Origin of the sequence: Serratia sp. 201 (genome assembly GCF_037027545.1) — a bacterium.
Lineage (GTDB): Bacteria > Pseudomonadota > Gammaproteobacteria > Enterobacterales > Enterobacteriaceae > Serratia > Serratia bockelmannii.
Genome location: NZ_JAXCHC010000002.1, coordinates 1,230,179 through 1,251,268 on the forward strand (window position 1 = coordinate 1,230,179; position 21,090 = coordinate 1,251,268).

The following is a 21,090-nucleotide window of genomic DNA, read 5'->3' on the forward strand; positions in this document are numbered from 1 at the left end:
AAATCTGCCTTTCCGTGCTAATTAGGTTGCGTGACGCTTTTTATCAGGTACAGTGTGGGATTTTGCGGCGTCGGGTGGAAGGTTTTGTTTACGCCATGAATAAAACTCACACAGCCATACTTCTGGGGCATGGGTGAATAGCAGGCAGGATCAACAACTTGCGTTCAGGTTGAGCAGTTGGGCAACCAAAAGAAAAAAATCTGTTGATCTCTTGCCAGACTGCCGCAATATAAAAAAAGAGACACGAATTGCCGCGGCACGGCGAGATAAAAGACTTCTTTTTAGAAGAAATAAATTAGGTAAAGGTAAATATGGGTAAAGCTCTCGTAATAGTTGAGTCCCCGGCAAAAGCCAAAACTATTAATAAATATTTAGGAAGTGACTACGTGGTGAAGTCCAGCGTCGGTCATATCCGTGATTTGCCGACCAGTGGCTCAGCCAGCAAAAAGAGCGCTGACTCAACCGAAGACAAAGCCAAGAAAAAAGTTAAAAAAGATGAGAAGGCGGCGCTGGTAAATCGCATGGGCGTCGACCCTTACCACGGCTGGAAAGCGCATTATGAAATCCTGCCGGGTAAAGAAAAAGTGGTCGCCGAGTTAAAATCGTTGGCGGAAAACGCCGACCACATTTATCTCGCAACCGACCTTGACCGCGAAGGGGAAGCCATCGCCTGGCACCTGCGGGAAGTGATCGGTGGGGATGACAAACGCTTTAGCCGCGTGGTGTTTAACGAAATCACCAAAAACGCAATCCAACAGGCGTTCAAACAGCCGGGCGAGCTGAACATTGACCGCGTCAACGCGCAGCAGGCACGCCGGTTTATGGACCGCGTGGTGGGCTATATGGTCTCGCCGCTGCTGTGGAAGAAAATCGCCCGCGGCCTGTCCGCCGGCCGCGTGCAGTCGGTGGCGGTGCGTCTGGTGGTTGAGCGCGAACGAGACATCAAGGCGTTCGTGCCGGAAGAGTATTGGGAGCTGCATGCCGATCTGCTGGCGAAGGGTGAAACCGCGCTGCAGATGGAAGTGACTCACGCGCACGACAAACCGTTCAAGCCGGTCAACCGCGAGCAGACTCACGCCGCGGTCAAGCTGCTGGAAAAAGCCCGTTATACGGTGCTGGATCGCGAAGATAAACCGACCAGCAGCAAGCCGGGCGCGCCTTTCATTACCTCCACGCTGCAACAGGCCGCCAGTACCCGCCTGAGCTTCGGCGTGAAGAAAACCATGATGATGGCGCAACGGCTGTATGAAGCCGGCCACATCACCTATATGCGTACCGATTCCACCAACCTGAGCCAGGATGCGCTCAACATGGTGCGTGGCTACATCGGCGACAACTTCGGCGACAAATACCTGCCGAAGGCGCCGAATCAGTACAGCAGCAAAGAGAATTCGCAGGAAGCGCACGAAGCGATCCGTCCTTCGGACGTGAACGTGCTCGCCGAGCAGTTGAAAGACATGGAGGCGGACGCGCAGAAGCTGTATCAGCTGATCTGGCGCCAGTTCGTTGCCTGCCAGATGACACCGGCGCAATACGATTCCACCACGCTGACGGTGAAAGCCGGCGATTATCAACTGCGCGCCAAGGGCCGTACGCTGCGCTTTGACGGCTGGACCAAGGTGATGCCGGCGCTGCGCAAGGGCGATGAAGATCGCACTCTGCCATACGTCGAAATCGGCAGCGAACTTGATCTGCAGAAACTGATCCCAAGCCAGCACTTCACCAAGCCGCCGGCGCGCTACAGCGAAGCCTCACTGGTGAAAGAGCTGGAAAAACGCGGTATCGGCCGTCCGTCCACCTACGCCTCCATCATCTCGACCATTCAGGATCGCGGTTATGTGCGGGTGGAAAGCCGCCGCTTCTATGCCGAGAAAATGGGCGAGATCGTTACCGATCGCCTGGAAGAGAACTTCCGCGAGCTGATGAACTATGACTTCACCGCGCGCATGGAAGACGGCCTTGATGAGGTCGCCAACAACCAGGCCGAGTGGAAAGCGGTGTTGGACGAATTCTTCGTCGACTTCAGCGAGCAGCTGGAAACGGCGGAGAAGGATCCGGAAGAAGGCGGCATGCGGCCTAACCAGATGGTGATGACCAGCATTGACTGCCCGACCTGCGGCCGCAAGATGGGCATCCGTACCGCCAGCACCGGTGTGTTCCTCGGCTGTTCCGGCTACGCGCTGCCGCCGAAGGAGCGTTGCAAAACCACCATCAACCTGGTGCCTGAAGCGGAAGTGCTCAACATCCTCGAAGGCGACGACGCGGAAACCAACGCGCTGCGCGCACGCCGCCGCTGCCAGAAATGCGGTACGGCGATGGACAGCTATCTGATCGACAACCAGCGTAAGCTGCACGTCTGCGGTAACAACCCGGCGTGTGACGGTTATGAGATCGAAGAGGGCGAGTTCCGCCTGAAAGGCTATGACGGCCCGGTGGTGGAGTGCGACAAATGCGGCTCGGAAATGCACCTGAAAATGGGGCGCTTCGGCAAGTACATGGGCTGCACCAACGAGAACTGCAAAAACACCCGTAAGATCCTGCGTAACGGCGATGTCGCGCCGCCGAAGGAAGATCCGGTACCGTTGCCAGAGCTGCCGTGCGAGAAGTCCGACGCCTATTTCGTACTGCGTGACGGCGCTGCCGGCGTGTTCCTGGCGGCCAATACCTTCCCTAAATCGCGCGAAACCCGCGCGCCGCTGGTGGAAGAGCTGGCTCGCTTCAAGGATCGTCTGCCGGAGAAACTGCGTTATCTGGCCGATGCGCCGGTCGCGGATGCCGAAGGCAATAAAACGCTGGTGCGTTTCAGCCGTAAAACCAAGCAGCAGTACGTCTCTTCTGAAAAAGACGGCAAGGCGACCGGTTGGTCTGCGTTCTACGTGGACGGCAAGTGGGTTGAAGGCAAGAAGTAAGGCTGATGTCCTGCCTGTAAGATGAAAAACCAGCCCTGGCGGCTGGTTTTTTATTGGTGAAAAGGGGCAAACGGATCTATCCTTTGCTGTTTTTATCCCTCCGTTACCGTCGTTTCACGTTGATACCCATGCAAAATAATCGTTATCATAGTGTGACGCGGATCTATACTTGAAGCTGCAACGTGGTATAGTGGTTATATAAAAAGTTTTTTTATTATTAAAGCTTATTAACAACGGCGCTTTCTTCACCATCAGGGTAGAACACGGTGTTTATGGCTTGTGAGTTTCAGCATACCGGGGCGACACCGATATACCTGGCTGCGGGTAAGCCGCAGTGTTTAACCTAGGATGGTATAAGATATGAAATTGCAGCAGCTTCGTTACATTGTGGAAGTGGTTAACCACAACCTGAATGTCTCCTCGACGGCAGAAGGGCTCTATACCTCGCAACCCGGCATCAGTAAACAGGTGCGCATGCTCGAAGATGAGCTGGGCATCCAGATTTTCGCCCGTAGCGGCAAGCACCTGACCCAGGTCACCCCCGCCGGCCAGGAAATCATTCGCATCGCGCGTGAAGTATTGTCCAAAGTGGACGCCATCAAAGCCGTTGCCGGTGAACACACCTACCCGGACAAAGGCTCGCTGTACGTCGCCACCACGCATACGCAGGCTCGCTACGCCTTGCCCAACGTGATTAAGGGCTTTATCGAGCGTTACCCGCGCGTCTCGCTGCACATGCACCAGGGGTCGCCGACGCAGATCGCCGAAGCGGTCTCCAAGGGCACCGCCGATTTCGCCATCGCCACCGAAGCGCTGCACCTGTACGACGATCTCATCATGCTGCCGTGCTACCACTGGAACCGTGCGGTGGTGGTGAAGCCCGATCATCCTTTGGCGGGCAAAAGCAGCATCAGCATTGAAGAACTGGCGGCTTACCCGATCGTCACTTACACCTTCGGCTTTACCGGCCGCTCGGAGCTGGACACCGCCTTCAACCGCGCCGGCCTGACGCCGCGCATCGTCTTTACCGCCACCGACGCCGACGTGATCAAAACCTATGTGCGTCTGGGACTGGGGGTGGGGGTGATCGCCAGCATGGCGGTGGATCCAGTGCAGGATCCGGATCTGGTGACGGTGGATGCGCGCGATATCTTCACCTACAGCACCACCAAGATCGGCTTCCGCCGCAGCACCTTCCTGCGCAGCTACATGTACGACTTTATTCAGCGCTTCGCGCCGCACCTGACGCGCGACGTGGTCGACAGCGCGGTGGCGTTGCGTTCCAACGAAGAGATTGAAGCGATGTTCAAGGACATCAAGCTGCCGATTAAGTAACTTGCACTTGGACTGCTAAGCATTGCATTAATGATGAATGGGAAGGCTAATGCCTTCCCGTTTCCGTGTGTTAACTGCGCAATTTCATATTTCATTCCCCAATGCGGCTAACGCTGCTACTTTCAAAGTGGCTCCCACTGCACCGCTAGAAGTGCAAATCCAACCTGGGGATTGAGCCGCTGTTGCCGATCGTTTGAGAATTAATGTGCCTCTCTGAACACTGCCTGATATTTCGCTATAGCTGCTATCAACGTAGATAATGGGTGGAGAAGTCTTGCCGATACTTACGTTATTGCCCGTTGAGGCAATGTACTCTGTGCCGAGCACTACGTTATGCACTGCGCTGCAGTTGGTGCCGGGTAAGGATAAATCCCCGAAAATATGGCAGCCGGCAACGCTGATCCGCTGGGCCGTTGCTGTGGCTATCAGATTACCTGCAACTTGACTATTACTAATTTTTAACCCACCGGCTGAACCAAGTGGTATACCAGCCCTCCCTGTAACGGTTATATCACCATTGATCCGACAATTTGTGACCAGAGTGGAACCAGAGATAACGGCCGTATTTAAGTACTGTAGTACGCAGTTACTGATTTGATAATCGCCCTGAATATTGCTTGAAATATGTAGACCCTTGCAGATGGTGTTATCAAGCTTGAGGCGAGCACTGCCAATGGTGGAGGTATCGTATGGATAAATATCACCTGAAAGTCTATTGCAGCCGTTAATAATCATCTGTGCATAGGGGCCGTAGGCGATCGCTCGGGTGAAATTGCTAATCCCGCAGTCGGTAAGCCAAACTTCGCCTCCAACTTTCATAAAAGTACCTAACGGCCATTGCCCTTCGGCAAGCCCACCGCCAGGACGTTCCGAGTGCATGCGTGTAAAGTGGATCTGAATCCCTCCTCGTACTTCGACAAATGGAGTTACATTATTGAGTTCGATCGAACCATCAAAAAAACGATTGAAGTTACTCTGATCACCAGGACGAGTGCTCATGATTAGTAGAGGAGGGTAGGCGGTGGCATCAGGGTTGGCTACATCATCCAGGTTGGTATAACTGTACCCGTCCTTCATGCGACCGGAAGCAAATACGGAGACCCGGTTGAAGTTATTGTCGAACGCGTTGTCTAGGTACAGTGCTGCACCGCGGAAGTTTTGAATGGCGACGTCCTCCCACAAAGTGCCTGTGGTGCGGCAATAAACGCCGTGACAGTAGGCCCGGCTGGCTTCATCCTGAGTAGGATCAACGATGCGGGTGCCGATGCCTTGCACCATCAGGCCACGCAGCGTGAGCTGCTGAAATCCGAAAGGCTCTCCCCAACAGTGAATCGCGCCGTATTCACCATAGCCGGCACTGCGAGGAATATTGAAATCGAGTACGCTGCCGGAAGCGCCGTGCCCACCTTGCCCCTCCAAGAACCAGTTTTTGCGATAATCCAGAATGATCGGTTTCTTGAATTGCACTGTTCCACGAGGAAAGACGATTTTAGCAACGTTTCGTCCGGTGGTTGCGGCGAACCCGAGCAGCGCATCCATTGCATTGTCCCAACTGTTGACAGCGGTTTTAAACCAGGCGAGTTGGAGCGTGTCGCCATCCCTGACCAACCGCCAGCGTTTGCCGCTTGCAGTAACGACCACCAATGTTCCATCATCTGGCGCTTTGTCGCCGGCCTTATGGACATAATGCAGTATTCGATCGGTGATGCTGCGTAATAACACGACTTGCCCATCCATGTCGGGTTCTGTCGTTCTTAATTCCTCAACAGTGGAAAGTGTATTGATTTTAGTTTCTGCCACGTTTTTCTCCTGGATAGTCTTGGTTGCGAGTAAAGCGGCCGTGCAATCTGCTGGGCTCACAGGACCAGCTTAATGGCGAGATAAGTGGCAAGCATGTTGTTGAAGGCCTGTCAGAGACCATAGGGCACATTCTATTAAGTAATTGAGTCACCGCCACATGTTGCCCGCTGATTGTTCCCACCTATCGTTGTGATCAAATCGTGTTGTTATCAAAACGTTAACTTATCTTTGTGGTATCTTTAAACAAGACCTCACTGATTACCCTGTTTTAGTCACAATAAGAAATGGAGGAGCTATGTCGTCCGATCTTCGTGAAACAAGTATGGATAAGCTGGTTGCGCTGAATAGCGAATATTACTATTACAGTCTGCCGCTGGCGGCGAAGCAGCTGGGTGCTATCGACCGGTTGCCGAAATCAATGAAAGTGCTGTTGGAGAACCTGCTGCGCCATGTGGATGGCGATACCGTGCAGGTTGACGACCTCAAGGCCATCGTCGCCTGGCTGCAAACCGGCCATGCTGACCGTGAGATCGCCTATCGTCCGGCGCGCGTGCTGATGCAGGATTTTACCGGCGTTCCGGCGGTGGTGGATCTGGCCGCGATGCGCGAAGCGGTACGGCGACTGGGCGGCAACGTCGACCAGGTGAATCCGCTGTCGCCGGTGGATCTGGTGATTGACCACTCGGTTACCGTCGATGAATTTGGCGACGATAACGCCTTCGAAGACAACGTGCGTATCGAAATGCAGCGCAACCACGAGCGCTACACCTTCCTGCGCTGGGGGCAGAAAGCCTTCAACCGCTTCCGCGTGGTGCCGCCGGGCACCGGCATCTGTCACCAGGTCAACCTCGAATACCTCGGCCAAACGGTCTGGCACAGCGACGAAAGCGGCCGCCGCGTGGCTTATCCCGATACGCTGGTGGGCACCGATTCCCACACCACCATGATCAACGGCCTGGGTATCCTCGGCTGGGGCGTCGGCGGCATCGAAGCGGAAGCGGCGATGCTGGGCCAGCCGGTGTCGATGCTGATCCCGGACGTGGTCGGCTTTAAGCTGACCGGCAAGCTCCGCGAGGGCATTACCGCCACCGACCTGGTGCTGACGGTGACTCAAATGCTGCGTAAGCATGGCGTGGTCGGCAAGTTCGTCGAGTTTTACGGCGATGGGCTGGCCGATCTGCCGCTGGCGGACCGGGCAACCATCGCCAATATGTCGCCGGAGTTCGGCGCCACCTGCGGTTTCTTCCCGGTGGATCACGTTACGCTCGGCTATATGAAGCTCAGCGGCCGCAGCGCCGAACAAATCGCGCTGGTGGAAGCCTACGCCAAAGCGCAGGGCATGTGGCGCAACCCGGGTGATGAACCGGTCTTCACCAGCTCGCTGGCGCTGGACATGTCAACCGTGGAAGCCAGCCTCGCCGGGCCAAAGCGCCCGCAGGACCGCGTCGCGCTGCCGAATGTGCCGCAGGCGTTCACGGCCGCGACCGAGCTGGATATCGGCGGCCACAAGGCCAAGACAGACAGCAAAACCTTTACGCTGGACGGGCAGCAGCACGAACTGCGCGACGGCGCGGTAGTGATTGCGGCGATCACCTCCTGCACCAACACCTCCAACCCGAGCGTCATGATGGCGGCCGGCCTGCTGGCGAAAAACGCCGTCAAGAAAGGGCTACGCAGCAAACCCTGGGTAAAAACCTCGCTGGCGCCGGGTTCCAAAGTGGTGACCGACTACTTTGACAGTGCCAAACTCACCGCCTATCTGGAAGAACTGGGGTTCAACCTGGTGGGATATGGCTGTACCACCTGTATCGGCAACTCCGGGCCGCTGCCGGATCCCATCGAGCAGGCGATCAAAGAGGGCGATCTGACCGTGGGCGCGGTGCTGTCGGGCAACCGTAACTTCGAAGGGCGCATCCACCCGCTGGTGAAAACCAACTGGCTGGCCTCGCCGCCGCTGGTAGTGGCTTATGCGCTGGCGGGTAGCATGAAGATCGATCTGACCAAAGAGCCGCTGGGCGAGGGTAATGACGGTCAGCCGGTCTATTTGAAGGACATCTGGCCGAGCAGCCAGGACATCGCTCAGGCGGTGGAAGAAGTGCGCACCGAGATGTTCCACAAGGAATACGGCGAAGTGTTCGACGGCGACGCCAACTGGCAGGCGATCCAGGTGACCGGTTCGGCGACCTATCAATGGCAGGAGGATTCTACCTATATCCGCCATCCTCCGTTCTTCAGCACCATGAAGGTGAAGCCGGATCCGGTGCAAGACATCAAGGACGCGCGCATTCTGGCGATTCTGGCCGACTCGGTGACCACCGACCACATCTCGCCGGCGGGTAACATCAAGCGCGACAGCCCGGCGGGGCGTTATCTGAGCGAGCACGGCGTGGCGCCGCAGGATTTTAACTCCTACGGTTCACGCCGCGGCAACCACGAAGTGATGATGCGCGGCACCTTCGCCAACATCCGCATTCGCAACGAAATGGTGCCGGGCGTGGAAGGCGGCTATACCCGCCATATTCCGTCGCAACAGCAGCTGTCTATCTACGACGCCGCCATGCAGTACCAGCAGGAGAAAGTGCCGCTGGCGGTGATCGCCGGTAAAGAGTACGGTTCCGGCTCCAGTCGCGACTGGGCGGCGAAGGGGCCGCGCCTGCTGGGCGTGCGGGTGGTGATAGCCGAATCCTTCGAGCGCATTCACCGCTCAAACCTGATTGGCATGGGGATTTTGCCGCTGGAGTTCCCGCAAGGGGTGACGCGCAAAACCCTGGGGCTGACCGGGGATGAGCAGATCAGCGTTGGCGGCCTGCAACAGCTGCAGCCGGGCCAGACGGTGCCGGTGCATATCACCTATGCCGACGGGCGCAAGGAAGTGGTCGACACCCGTTGCCGCATCGATACCGGCAATGAGCTGACCTACTACGAAAACGACGGTATCCTGCACTATGTGATCAGGAAAATGCTGTAATTAAGCAATAAAAAGGGCACCGCGAGGCGCCCTGATTGTTTCCACCGCGGTAGCGATCACTTCTGGTCGAGCAAATGGCCCATTTTGGCGGCCTTGGTGGCCAGATAGCGTTCGTTCTTCGGATTGCGGCCGACGATCAGCGGCACGCGCTCGCTGATATTGATACCGGCTTCGGTCAGGATCTCGACCTTTTTCGGGTTGTTGGTCAGCAAACGCACCGCGTCGACGCCCAGCAGTTTGAACATATCGGCGCACAGGGTGAAGTCGCGCTCGTCGGCGGCGAAGCCGAGCTGATGGTTAGCTTCCACGGTGTCTGCGCCCTTATCCTGCAGGGCGTAGGCGCGGATCTTGTTCAACAGGCCGATATTGCGGCCCTCCTGGCGATGATAAAGCAGGATGCCGCGGCCTTCTTCGGCGATCTGTTCCAGTGCGGCTTCGAGTTGAAAACCGCAGTCGCAGCGCAGGCTGAATAAGGCGTCACCGGTCAGACATTCGGAATGCACGCGTGCGAGTACCGGCACTTCGCCGGAAATATCACCGAATACCAGTGCCAGATGGTCATGCCCGGTCGCCAGTTCTTCGAATCCTACCATCAGGAAATCGCCCCAAGGTGTCGGCAGTTTAGCCTCTGCCACCCGTTTAAGCTGCATGTCATTCTCCACAAAAACCTACGATTCAATCATTGTCGCGCATCCTAAGTCCGGTTCAGTGAATTGACCAAGACTAAAACGTGCTACGCCGATCTCTATTTCGTTAATTATCGGCTATTTTGCCACAACTTCTTGCCGGGCGGTGCTCAGCAAACCAGCAGATGGCGTTTTCTGACCACCTATTATTGCGATAGGTTGCCTATCTGTTTAATTTTTCGCGTGTTATCAATATTGCACTCTTGTTACACTGCAGACTGATTCACGCAGAGGAAAACGGGAATGTATGAGATAGCAAAACGCACGGCGGGCGGCGCGCTGCTGCTGCTGTTGATGCCGCTGGTAGTATGGGCATCCGGCTGGCACTGGCAGCCCGGCGGCAATGATCGGCTGCTCAAAGCGCTGTACTGGGTGACCGAAACCGTGACCTCGCCGTGGGGCATTCTGACCAGCGCTATCCTTTGCGGTTGGTTTTTGTGGTGCCTGCGCTTTCGGTTGAAGGCGGCGATCGGTCTGGCAATCCTGCTTTTCGCCGCACTGTTGATTGGGCAGGGGGTCAAATCGTTGATCAAGGATCGGGTGCAAGAACCGCGACCGTTTGTGGTATGGCTCGAGCAAACCCACGGTGTGGACGGAAAATATTTCTATTCGCTGCACCGCAAAGAGCGCAGCGCGCTGGTGCGCGAGCAGTTGCAAGACCAGACGCTGGTGCCGAACTGGCTGCGTAAGCACTGGCAGTTTGAAACCGGCTTCGCTTTCCCGTCGGGGCATACGATGTTCGCCGCCACCTGGGCACTGTTGGGCGTAGGGCTGCTGTGGCCGCGCCGCCATTATAAAACTGTCGCGCTGCTGATGGTGTGGGCAACGGGTGTGATGGGCAGCCGTCTGCTGCTGGGCATGCACTGGCCGCGCGATCTGGCAATGGCCACGTTGATCAGTTGGTTGCTGGTGGTGATCACCTGCTGGCTGGCGCAGCGTTGGTTCGGTCCGCTGACGCCGCCGCCGCAAGAGCAGCAGGAAATCGCGGCGCGCAAGCCGGAATAATCACTTCTTTCACAGGCGCCGTTCAGGCGCCTGCCACCAAGACCTTAACGCCTACCTTTTCAAATGCCTGCAGTGCGGAATCGCTAATTCCGTTGTCGGTAATCAAATAGTCGATATGCTGCCAGTCACAAGGCAGCGCAAACATTGAAACCTTATCGATCTTGCTTGAGTCGGCCACCACATACACCGTGTTGGCTGCATTGATCATCGCCATTTTCAGTTTGATGTCGGTTTCGCTTGGGAAACTGAGCCCGTGGCGGGGCGAGATGCAGGCCGTCGCGAGGAACAGCTTTTGCGCCAGCACGTTTTCGAAGAAGCTGGCGGCTTTGTCCCCGGAGGTGGAGAGCGTGGGGAATTTGAATGAGCCCCCGGTCAGCAAAATATTCACACCCGGTTCGCCGCCCAGCTGCAGTGCAATATTGACGCCGGTGGTGATAACGGACAGTTTCTTTATGTGATTCAGGTGATTGGCGATAGCCGTGGTGGTGGTGCCTGAATCAAGAATGATGGTGTCGCCGGGCTCGATAAAACCGGCGGCGAGCTTGCCGATGCGATCTTTGGCGGTCAGGTTAACCTGGCGTTCCAGCAGCATGGCATGAGTATTTTGCTTGCCATCAACCAGAGTTGCACCACCGTGGAAGCGCTGCACATAGCCTTGCTGCTGCAGGACGCGCAGATCGGTACGAATGGTCGCCTCGGTCAGCTTGAAGGTATCGGTAAGCATTTTGACCGTCGCCGAGCCGTCTTCGCGGATCATGTCGAGGATCTTTTCGCGCCGTTGCTGCATTTCCGCCAGCTGTTCGCTTTTGCTTTTCAATCGAAAGACTCCTGCACCTATCAGTACCTGTCAGTTCCCGCCGCGCGGTTTGCTACGGCAACTCCTTCTTGATGCGTTGAATTTTAGCTCGCGATTATTGATAAAGCCACGGATAAACTGCATTGATTTTTGTTCGAAAGTAACTGGCATTCAATGAAATCAATGATAAAACTAAATTAAATTCGCTTATTTGTTTTTATTATATTGTTATATATGGGATTTAATCGACTCTGTGATTGTCTGGTAAGCGCTTTTGCTTGAAATTTGATCTTGCCCACATTAATTATCGTTTTTGCTGCATATGATTTCCATTCGAAAATCAATGGTGAGTTAACGGATCAATTTCGATGCGATAACGATAATCAGGGCGCTTATGCAGAGGTGACGATGGACTTTCAGGCGATTAAAAACACGGCACGCCAGGCGCGCCGATATGTGGTGACCATGAACCATAAGGCAGGCAAGGGTCATACCGGCGCCGATCTGTCGGAGATCGACATCATCTGCACCTTGTATATGGCGGTGATGGATCGCAGCAATGCCCGGCCCGATCAGGATCGGTTCATTTTGTCTAAAGGGCATGGCGCCGGCGGTTTCTATTGCAGTTGCGCGGCGATGGGCTTGCTGGATCCAGCGGTGCTCGATCAGTTCATGGGCGACGACACCTTGTTGGCCGGGCATCCGGTGCGGCAGAAGCTGCCGGAGCTGGTGGAGATCAACTCTGGCGGTTTGGGGCATGGGCTGCCGATCGCCGTGGGGCTGGCGCTGGGCAACAAGCTGGCGGGGCGTGCGCATCGCCGCGCTTTCGTACTGCTGGGCGACGGCGAACTGGCAGAGGGTTCCAATTGGGAGGCGGCGATGGCGGCCAGCAAATTTAAGCTGGATAACCTGATTGCCATCGTTGATCGCAACCGGCTGCAACTGGCGGGAAAGACAGAGGCCATCATGCCGCTGGAACCGTTGGCGGAAAAATGGCGCGCTTTCGGCTTTGAAACTCTGGAATGTGACGGCCACGATCCGGCGGCGCTGGTGGCGGCGATCCAACGCCCGAGCCAGGACAAGCCGCGAGTGATTTTGGCCAATACCGAAAAGGGGCACGGTGTGTCGTTTATGGCTAACGTTGCCGCCTGGCATCACGCGGTACCGGACGAACAACAGCTGGCGCAGGCGCTGGCGGAACTGGAGGGGTAAACATGCAGGATTTACGCGATGCCGTTGTGACGGTGTTGATCGAACAGCAACGGGCGGGTGCGGATCTGAGCGTGATGGTGGCGGATTCCACGTCCACGTCGAAAATCGCGCCCTTTGAGCAGGCTTATCCGGAGCGGGTAGTGAACGTCGGTATCGCCGAACAGAACATGGTTGGCATGGCTGCCGGCATGGCGCTCAGCGGCCGTACGGTCTTTACCGCCAACGCGGCACCTTTCCTGTTCGCTCGTTCAAACGAACAGATGAAAAACGATGTTTGCTACACGGAGACCAACGTGAAAATGCTTGGCCTGAATGCCGGATTTGGTTACGGGCCACTGGGCGCGACGCACCACTGCATGAACGATATCGCCATCGCCCGTACGTTGGGCAATCTCAGCGTCTATGCGCCGGCGGATGCAAGGCAAGCGGCAGAGATTGTCCGTCATGTCATCGCGCAACCCGGTCCGGCCTATATCCGTATGGACAGTGACAAGCTGCCGGTGTTGAACGCGGATTACCAATTCCGTCCGGGAGAGCCGGAGGTGTTGCACCAGGGGGAAGATAACCTGGTGTTCTGTTTGGGCACGGTGGCTCATGAGGCGATGAAGGTGCTGGCATTGGGCGATAACCCGACCATTGTCTCTCTCCCTTCGCTCTGGCCGCTCAATGAGGAGGCGGTGGTGGCGTTGATGCGCTCGCACCGCCAGGTGCTGACTATGGAGGAGCATGCGCTCAGCGGTGGTTTAGGCACCATCATCGGTGAATTGTTGCTGCGGCATCAACTGCCGCGGCCGTTTACCGCGCTGGGCGTGCCGGCTTACGAATTTACCCACAGCAGCAGCCGGGCGGCGCTGCGGCGGCAATACGCCATAGATACGGCAGGATTGCACGCACAGTTAACGCAATAGGGGGATGCGATGGAGCGGAACGAATACGACGTTAATTTACGCTACGGTGTCGATAGCCGGATGTCGCTGGCAGGGAAGGTTGCGGTAATCACCGGCGGTTTGGGCGGCATCGCGATGGCAGCCAATCGCCTGCTGTTGGAAAAGGGCGCGCGCCTGGTGTTGATGTATCCGGCCTTTGAACAAGACAAGGCCGCGGCAGCGCTGCGAGAGTTGGGCGATGAACAGGTGTTCTGTCAGGTGTGCGACGTGACCGAACCCGACTCGGTGGCTGCCGCCTTCAACGCGGCTGAGCGGCGCTTTGGCCGGCTCGATATCCTGGTCAACTGCGCCGGCTACGTTAATTTGCAGCCGGCGACAGAAGTCACGCTCGAGGAGTGGCAGCGCCATCTGGCGGTCAATCTCACCGGGCCTTTCCTGTGCTCACAAGAACTGGCGCGCCGCGCGATAACCGCCGGCCACGGCGGGAAAATCATCAACATCGCGTCGCAGGCGGCTTCCATCGCCATTGACGATCACTGTGCTTACACCTCCGCCAAGGCGGGGCTGCTAGGCATGACCAAGGTGATGGCCAAAGAGTGGGCGCCGCACGGCATCACCGTCAATACGTTATCGCCCACCGTGGTGCTGACGCCTATGGGAGAGAAAGCCTGGCGAGGCGAAAAGGGCGAGGCGATGAAAAAGCTGATCCCACTGGGGCGTTTTGCTTATACCGATGAAATCGCGGCGGCGATCCTGTTTTTTGCCAGCAACGGCAGCGACATGATTACCGGCGCGGACCTGATGATCGACGGCGGTTTTACCATTTGGTAAGCGGCAACCGCAGCGATCGCCAACACCAGACGATGTTCAACACAACGATAAGAGAACACCATCATGAGAAAAATAGCCACTTACCTTACCCTGCTCACCGGTTTTGCCTTCACCTCTGCCATGGCGGCGGAAAAGGGCACGATCGCCATCCTCGTCAACTCATTGGACAACCCTTATTACTCCGCGGAAGCCAAGGGGGCCGAGGCCAAAGCCAAGTCTCTCGGCTATCAGACGCTGGTGCTGTCGCACGGCGAAGACGTTAAGCGCCAGGGAGAGCTCATCAGCCTGGTTATCGGCCGTAAGGTTCAGGGCATCATTTTGGATAACGCCGATTCCCAGGCCAGCGTCGCCGCCGTACAGCAGGCGAAAAACGCCGGCATTCCAGTGGTGCTGATCAACCGCGAGATCCCGGTTGATGGCGTGGCGTTGGCGCAGATCACCCATAACAACTTCCAGGCCGGCTCGGACGTCGCCAACCAGTTTGTGGAAAAAATGGGGGAAACCGGCAAATACGCCGAGCTGACCTGCAACCTGGCGGACAATAACTGCGTTACGCGTTCGCAGTCGTTCCACAACGTGATCGACCAATATCCTGAGATGGTCAGCGTGGCGCGTCAGGATGCCAAGGGTAATCTGCTGGAGGGGAAACGCATCATGGACAGCATTTTGCAGGCGCATCCGGACATCAAAGGTGTGATCTGCGGCAACGGACCGGTGGCGCTGGGCGCAGTGGCGGCGCTGAAAGCCGCTGGCCGGCAGGATGTCACCGTGGTGGGCATCGACGGCAGCAACGATGAACGTGACGCCATTCTCAACGGCAACCTCTACGCCAGCGTGATGTTGCAGGCGCAGGCTATCGCTGCGCAGGGCGTTGAAATCCTCGACGGCTATTTCCAATCCGGCAGCTATACCGGCAAGGAACGCGTGATGTTCCGCGGCATCCTGATCGGCAAAGACAATGCGCAACGGGTCAGTGACTTCAACTTCAAACCGTAACCCGCGCTGAGCGGCGTCTTTCACCACCCCGTCCTGGCGGCGGGGTGCGATCGGAGGTGTTGTTATGTCGATGCGCATTGCGTTGACCCTCATCGTCGTCCTGGCGTTGAGCGGTTGCCGTATCGTCTCGGAGAAAAAGCTGGCGGAGCTTCGCTCCCCGGTGAATCCACATGTGGCGCAGGCAGCGGAGATTTACCGCAGCAAAATCGCCCCGCAAGTGGTCAAAACGGCGCAGCCGCTGGGCGAGCTGATCGCCCGGATCGCCCAGGCCAAGGATTTTGACAGCGCTTGCGGCCTGCTGGGGTACCGTGCTCAACCGGAGTTTCCTTGTTACTTCAACGTTAAGGTCAGCGGTGAAGTTGCGGCGGTCAACACCCGCTCGCGCAGCGGAAAATTAACGCTCGCACTGACCGATGCGCCGCTCAGCAGCGTGGAGGTGCAGATCGGGCCGGTCTACCGCGGTACGGCGTTACGCGACAGCTATCGCGGCCTGAGCTACAGCGATTTCAATGACCAAGCGCTGTTCGGCGATTTTGCCAGGGCGATTAACCAGGCTTCGATCGACGAACTGACCGGATCCCAGCCCAAGGTGGGTGACCACATTACCGTGTATGGCGTATTCAGCAGCTGGCAGGCACCTGCCGAGCCGCTGTTGATCACGCCGGTGCGCATTCAACCTTAAGGGGGCGTGATGAGCGATCCGATCATTATTCAAACGCGCAACGTTTCGCGTCTCTATCCGGGCGTCACCGCGTTGGATAGCGTGAGTTATCAAGTGTTTCGCAACCAGGTCAACGTGCTGATCGGCGAGAATGGCGCCGGCAAGTCGACCATGATGAAGCTGCTGGCGGGGGTGGAAACCCCGTCCTCCGGCACTATCGAGCTGGAGGGGAAAGCGGTGACGTTAACCTCCACGCAGCAGGCGGAGCGGCTCGGGATCAGCATTATTTTTCAGGAGCTGAACCTGTTCCCCAACATGTCGGTCATGGACAACATTTTTATGGCCAACGAGTTCTTCCAGCGCGGCCGTATCAATGTGGACTATCAGTATCAGCTGGCCAAATCCTTGCTGCAGCGGCTGGAGTTGGATATCGATCCGCATACGCCGTTGGGCAGCCTCGGTATCGGTCATCAGCAGCTGGTTGAAATTGCCCGTGCCCTGGCGAAGGACACCCGGGTGCTGATCATGGATGAGCCGACGTCGGCGCTGAGTCAGGCCGAAGTGCGCACGCTGTTTCGGGTGATCGCCGATCTGAAAAAACGCGGCGTCACCATCATCTACATTTCTCACCGACTGGAAGAGCTGATGGAGATTGGCGATCGCATCACGGTGTTTCGCGACGGGCGTTTTGTTGCCGCCGAACCGGTCAGTAACGTCAGCATTCCGTGGATCATCGAAAAGATGGTGGGGGAAAAGAGCAAGCACTTTGATTATTGCGCGGCAGAACAAGGGGATGAAGTGTTAAAGGTCGAACAGCTGACGCTGCCGCGTGAAAACGGCGGCTATTGCCTTAACGACGTCAGTTTTTCACTGCGCAAAGGGGAAGTGATCGGCATTTATGGCCTGCTGGGGGCCGGCCGTACCGAACTGTTCAAAGTGCTCAACGGCGTGATGCGCCAGACGGCAGGTCGCATTTTGCTCAATGGCAAAAGCGTGGAGCGGCTGGGATTCCGTCAACGCATGGCGTTGGGCATGGCGCTGGTGCCGGAAGACAGGCAGGCGGAGGGGTTGGTGCAGATGATGTCGATCAAGGCCAACATGACCCTGGCCAGCCTGGGACGTAATGCGCTACGGCCGTTGGCGTCGGCCGGGGAGTGTACGTTGGTCGATGGCATGATCGAAAAACTGGCGATCAAGGTCAGTGACCGGGAGCTGCCAATTACCAGCCTGAGCGGCGGCAATCAGCAGAAAGTGGTGTTGGGCAAGGCGCTGCTGACCGGGCCGCAGGTGGTGTTTCTTGATGAGCCGACGCGCGGAATTGACGTCGGTGCCAAAACGGACGTTTACCACCTGATTGGCGCGATGGCGCGCCAGGGGTTGGCGGTGATGTTCTCTTCATCGGAGCTGGATGAGGTGGTCTCACTGGCCGACCGGGTGATGGTGATGGCGGACGGGCAGCTGACGGCCGATCTGCCGCGTGAACGGGCCGATCGCGAAACGCTGATCCGCGCCTCAACCCCTCATGCATAAGGATAAGGCAATGCAAACCAAGTATCGGTTGTATATGTATTTGCTGCAGGCGCGCACCTTCATCGCCCTGTTGCTGGTGGTGCTGTTCTTCAGCAGCATGGTGCCGAATTTTCTGACCGTCTCTAATCTGCTGATCATGACGCAGCACGTGGCGATTACCGGGCTGCTGGCGGTTGGCATGACGCTGGTGATCCTCACCGGTGGCATCGACTTGTCGGTCGGCGCGGTGGCAGGTTTGTGCGGGATGATTGCCGGTGCGCTATTGACCGTCGGTATCCCGCTGTGGGAGGGCAATCGGCTGTTTCTCAACGTTTTTGAAGTGATCGGCGCGGTGGCGCTGTTGGGCGTGTTGTTGGGTTTGATCAACGGCACGCTGATCACGCGGCTCGGCGTTGCGCCATTCATCTGCACCCTGGGGGCGATGTACGTGGCGCGTGGGGCGGCGTTGCTGACGGCGGACGGCAAAACCTATCCCAATCTGGTGGGCATGGAAGCGCTGGGCAACACCGGTTTCGCTGCCCTGGGGTCTGGTACCTTCCTGGGAATTTACAACCCGATTTGGCTGATGTTGGCCATCGTGTTGTTGGGGATCTATCTCACCAAGAAAACGCCGCTGGGCCGTTATATCTATGCCATTGGCGGCAATGAGCCGGCGGCGCGGCTGTCGGGGGTGCCGATCGTCAAAGTGAAAATGTTCGTCTATGCGTTTTCCGGGCTGTGTGCGGCGCTGGTGGGGCTGGTCATCGCTTCTCAATTGCAGACCGCGCACCCGATGACCGGCAATATGTTCGAAATGGACGCCATCGGCGCGACGGTGCTGGGTGGTACGGCGCTCAGCGGTGGTCGCGGCAGGGTATTCGGTTCGATCATCGGCGCCTTTGTGATCGTTTTTCTGGCGGACGGCTTGGTGATGATGGGCGTCAGCGAGTTCTGGCAAATGGTGATTAAAGGGCTGGTGATCGTCACCGCCGTGGTGATTGACCAGTTCCAGCAGCGTTTGCAGAGCAAGGTCATTCTGATGCAGCGCCAGGAAAAAAAAGCGGTGCAGCCGCTGGCTGAGGTGAGCCATGGTTAAAGCGGATTGCATTGTCGCGTTGGACGAGGGCACCAGCAACGCCAAGGCCGTGGTGGTGGATGCGCAGGGTACGATCGTCGCCAGGGCCAGCAGGCCACTGACGTTGCAGACGCCGCAGCCCGGTTGGGTGGAGCAACGGGGCGAGACCTTGCTGGCGGCCTCTCTGGCGGTGTTGCGGGAGGCTATTGCGTTGGCCGGATCATCCCGCATTGCCGGTATCGCCATCAGCAACCAGCGTGAAACCGCCATCGGCTGGCGGCGTTCCAACGGCCAGCCTATCGGGCCTGCCTTAACTTGGCAATGCGCGCGTTCCGCCGATTTCTGCGAACGGCTGCGGCGCGATCGGCAGGAGGAAGCAGTGCGTCGCGCCACCGGTTTGCCGCTTTCACCCTTGTTCTCGGCGTCGAAAATGCGTTGGTTGCTCGATCACTGCGAAGAGGGACAGCGGTTGGCGGAGAACGGCGAGCTGTGCCTGGGCACCATCGATGCCTGGCTGCTGTGGCAGTTGAGCGGAGGACAGGCATTCGGTTGCGATATCTCCAACGCCGCTCGCACTCAGCTGCTGAACCTTGTTTCCGGCGATTGGGACGAGCAGATGCTGGCGCTGTTCAATATTCCCCGTCAGGCGCTGCCGACGATCCATCCCTCCAGCCATCTGTTCGGTACGACGTTGGGATTGGACGGCATTGCTGACGGCATTCCAATTGCTGCGATGGTAGGGGATTCGCATGCGGCGCTTTATGGCCATGCGATGGGTCAGGCTGGGCAGGTCAAAGCCACCTATGGCACCGGATCATCGGTGATGGCGCCAATCGCCGACGCGCAATGCGATACGAGCGCTCTGGCAACGACCATCGCTTGGCATGACGGTGGACGCATGCAGTACGCACTGGAGGGCAATATTCCCCACACCGGCGATGCTATCGCCTGGATGCTGGATATCGCCGCCATGCCGTCGGAGGACGAAGCGCCGTTGAGTGAACTGCCTGTTCGCGTGCCCGATAGCGGTGGTGTCTATTTTGTACCGGCGCTGACCGGTGCCGGCGCACCCTGGTGGGATGAGCAGGCGCGCGGCGTGATTTGCGGGCTCAGCCGCGGCACGCGGCGAGAACATTTGGTGCGGGCCGCTTTTGAATCGGTGGCTTATCAAATCGCCGATGTGATCGGCGTACTGCGGCAACAACCGGGTTTTGCGCTGCAGGGGCTGATGGCCGATGGCGGCCCCAGCCGCAATGACTGGCTGATGCAGTTTCAGGCCGATCTGCTGGGTTGCCCGGTGTGGCGCAGCAACACGGCGGAACTGTCGGCCCTGGGGGCGGCGTTGATGGCGATGCGCAGCCTGTGGGGAGCTACCGATCGGCAACTGGCGGCACTGTTGCCTCAACATGATGAGTTTAAACCCGATATGCAGCGCCACCACCAGCTGCAGGAAAACTACAGCGCGTGGCGGCAGGCGGTACAGCGCACCTTGTGGCGGCCGCAGACGGCCTCATTGATAACAGGAGAACAATCATGAATCGTGACTTCACGGGGAAAACCGTGGTGATTACCGGCGCATGCCGCGGCATTGGCGCCGGTATCGCCGAGCATTTCGCCAGTTTGGGTGCCAATCTGGCGATCGCATCGAATGCGGAGCGCATTCTGACCGCGGCGGAAACGCTGCGCCAGCGTTATCGGGTGGCGGTGCTGCCGGTCATCCTCGACGTTACCGATGAAGCACAGGTAGTTGATTTTTATCGTCAGGTCTGGGAGCGATTTGGCGCGATCGACGTTTCTATTCAGAACGCCGGGGTGATCACTATCGATCGTTTTGACCAGATGCCCAAAAGCGATTTTGAGAAAGTGTTGGCGGTAAATACTACGGCGGTCTGGCTCTGTTGCCGGGAGGCGGCTAAATATATGGTCGGCCAGCGCAAGGGGCGCCTGATCAACACCTCTTCCGGCCAGGGGCGTAACGGGTTTATTTACACACCGCATTACGCCGCCAGCAAAATGGGGGTGATCGGCATTACGCAGAGTTTAGCGCTTGAGCTGGCGCCACATGGCATCACCGTCAATGCATTCTGCCCCGGCATCATTGAAAGCGAGATGTGGGAATATAACGACCGCGTTTGGGGAGAAATTCTCAGCGGCCCGGAAAAAACTTACGGCAAAGGGGAGTTGATGGCCGAGTGGGTGGCGGGTATTCCGCTCAAGCGTGCCGGGCAACCCGAAGATGTGGCGGGTCTCGTGGCCTTCCTTGCCTCAGATGATGCCGATTATATCACCGGCCAAACCATCAATGTGGATGGCGGGTTAATCATGTCTTAACGTGACGATGTCACAAAAAGCGCGGCGTCGGATCGGCGCCGCATCAATCGCTTACATTTTCCCGCCATTGCAATCCACGCGGTTGCCCC

The 21,090-nt window shown here is 57.4% G+C and carries 16 protein-coding genes; 13 read left to right on the top strand and 3 right to left on the bottom strand.

Going from position 1 to position 21,090, the window contains the following annotated elements:
* The first annotated feature begins 311 nt into the window (after window positions 1-311).
* Together topA and cysB are read left to right on the top strand one after the other, a co-directional pair.
* Window positions 312-2,909 carry a type I DNA topoisomerase gene (gene topA / locus WA302_RS14115; protein ID WP_004930691.1) on the top strand — a complete coding sequence of 866 codons (2,598 nt, stop codon included), beginning with the start codon at window positions 312-314 and terminating at the stop codon, window positions 2,907-2,909.
* Between the two features lie 360 nt (window positions 2,910-3,269).
* Window positions 3,270-4,244, top strand: a complete 975-nt coding sequence (gene cysB, locus WA302_RS14120; RefSeq protein WP_004930690.1) for an HTH-type transcriptional regulator CysB — start codon at window positions 3,270-3,272, stop codon at window positions 4,242-4,244.
* 84 nt (window positions 4,245-4,328) lie between these two features.
* Here cysB and WA302_RS14125 read toward each other — a convergent pair whose 3' ends face one another.
* Window positions 4,329-6,044, bottom strand: a complete 1,716-nt coding sequence (locus tag WA302_RS14125) for a hypothetical protein (protein WP_025303038.1) — start codon at window positions 6,042-6,044, stop codon at window positions 4,329-4,331.
* Between the two features lie 295 nt (window positions 6,045-6,339).
* Here WA302_RS14125 and acnA point away from each other — a divergent pair, with 295 nt between their 5' ends.
* Window positions 6,340-9,012: an aconitate hydratase AcnA gene (acnA, locus tag WA302_RS14130; protein ID WP_141998212.1), complete on the top strand. Its 2,673-nt coding sequence runs from the start codon at window positions 6,340-6,342 to the stop codon at window positions 9,010-9,012.
* A gap of 56 nt (window positions 9,013-9,068) precedes the next feature.
* On the opposite strand, the gene ribA is transcribed toward acnA, so the two are convergent.
* Window positions 9,069-9,662, bottom strand: coding sequence for a GTP cyclohydrolase II (gene ribA / locus WA302_RS14135; RefSeq protein WP_025303036.1), 594 nt, complete (start codon window positions 9,660-9,662; stop codon window positions 9,069-9,071).
* 279 nt (window positions 9,663-9,941) lie between these two features.
* Here ribA and pgpB point away from each other — a divergent pair, with 279 nt between their 5' ends.
* Window positions 9,942-10,703, top strand: a complete 762-nt coding sequence (pgpB, locus tag WA302_RS14140; protein WP_167324350.1) for a phosphatidylglycerophosphatase B — start codon at window positions 9,942-9,944, stop codon at window positions 10,701-10,703.
* A 22-nt stretch (window positions 10,704-10,725) separates the two neighbouring features.
* Here the strand turns inward: pgpB and WA302_RS14145 are convergent, their stop codons facing one another.
* The gene (locus tag WA302_RS14145; RefSeq protein ID WP_164063296.1) at window positions 10,726-11,520 is read right to left on the bottom strand and encodes a DeoR/GlpR family DNA-binding transcription regulator; all 795 of its coding nucleotides are present in this window, start codon (window positions 11,518-11,520) and stop codon (window positions 10,726-10,728) included.
* A gap of 387 nt (window positions 11,521-11,907) precedes the next feature.
* On the opposite strand from WA302_RS14145, the gene WA302_RS14150 reads away from it, so the two are divergent.
* The 9 genes from WA302_RS14150 to WA302_RS14190 all read left to right on the top strand — a co-directional run bounded on the left by WA302_RS14150 (window position 11,908) and on the right by WA302_RS14190 (window position 21,001).
* On the top strand, window positions 11,908-12,711 hold the full coding sequence (locus tag WA302_RS14150) for a transketolase (protein WP_004930671.1): 804 nt from the start codon (window positions 11,908-11,910) through the stop codon (window positions 12,709-12,711).
* A gap of 2 nt (window positions 12,712-12,713) precedes the next feature.
* On the top strand, window positions 12,714-13,619 hold the full coding sequence (locus WA302_RS14155; RefSeq protein ID WP_025303032.1) for a transketolase family protein: 906 nt from the start codon (window positions 12,714-12,716) through the stop codon (window positions 13,617-13,619).
* A 9-nt stretch (window positions 13,620-13,628) separates the two neighbouring features.
* Complete coding sequence (locus tag WA302_RS14160; protein WP_025303031.1) at window positions 13,629-14,429, top strand: GolD/DthD family dehydrogenase; 801 nt, start codon at window positions 13,629-13,631, stop codon at window positions 14,427-14,429.
* A 63-nt stretch (window positions 14,430-14,492) separates the two neighbouring features.
* Window positions 14,493-15,425, top strand: coding sequence for a D-ribose ABC transporter substrate-binding protein (locus tag WA302_RS14165; protein WP_025303030.1), 933 nt, complete (start codon window positions 14,493-14,495; stop codon window positions 15,423-15,425).
* Window positions 15,426-15,489: 64 nt separating this feature from the next.
* Window positions 15,490-16,107, top strand: a complete 618-nt coding sequence (locus WA302_RS14170) for a DUF2291 family protein (protein ID WP_049295736.1) — start codon at window positions 15,490-15,492, stop codon at window positions 16,105-16,107.
* A gap of 9 nt (window positions 16,108-16,116) precedes the next feature.
* The gene (locus WA302_RS14175; RefSeq protein ID WP_046898951.1) at window positions 16,117-17,616 is read left to right on the top strand and encodes a sugar ABC transporter ATP-binding protein; all 1,500 of its coding nucleotides are present in this window, start codon (window positions 16,117-16,119) and stop codon (window positions 17,614-17,616) included.
* Window positions 17,617-17,626: 10 nt separating this feature from the next.
* Window positions 17,627-18,691, top strand: a complete 1,065-nt coding sequence (locus tag WA302_RS14180) for an ABC transporter permease (RefSeq protein WP_060447744.1) — start codon at window positions 17,627-17,629, stop codon at window positions 18,689-18,691.
* Window positions 18,684-20,207: an FGGY family carbohydrate kinase gene (locus tag WA302_RS14185; protein WP_261456409.1), complete on the top strand. Its 1,524-nt coding sequence runs from the start codon at window positions 18,684-18,686 to the stop codon at window positions 20,205-20,207. Before WA302_RS14180 ends, WA302_RS14185 begins: the two co-directional genes overlap by 8 nt.
* On the top strand, window positions 20,204-21,001 hold the full coding sequence (locus tag WA302_RS14190; RefSeq protein ID WP_060433167.1) for an SDR family oxidoreductase: 798 nt from the start codon (window positions 20,204-20,206) through the stop codon (window positions 20,999-21,001). Before WA302_RS14185 ends, WA302_RS14190 begins: the two co-directional genes overlap by 4 nt.
* Window positions 21,002-21,090 lie beyond the last annotated feature (89 nt).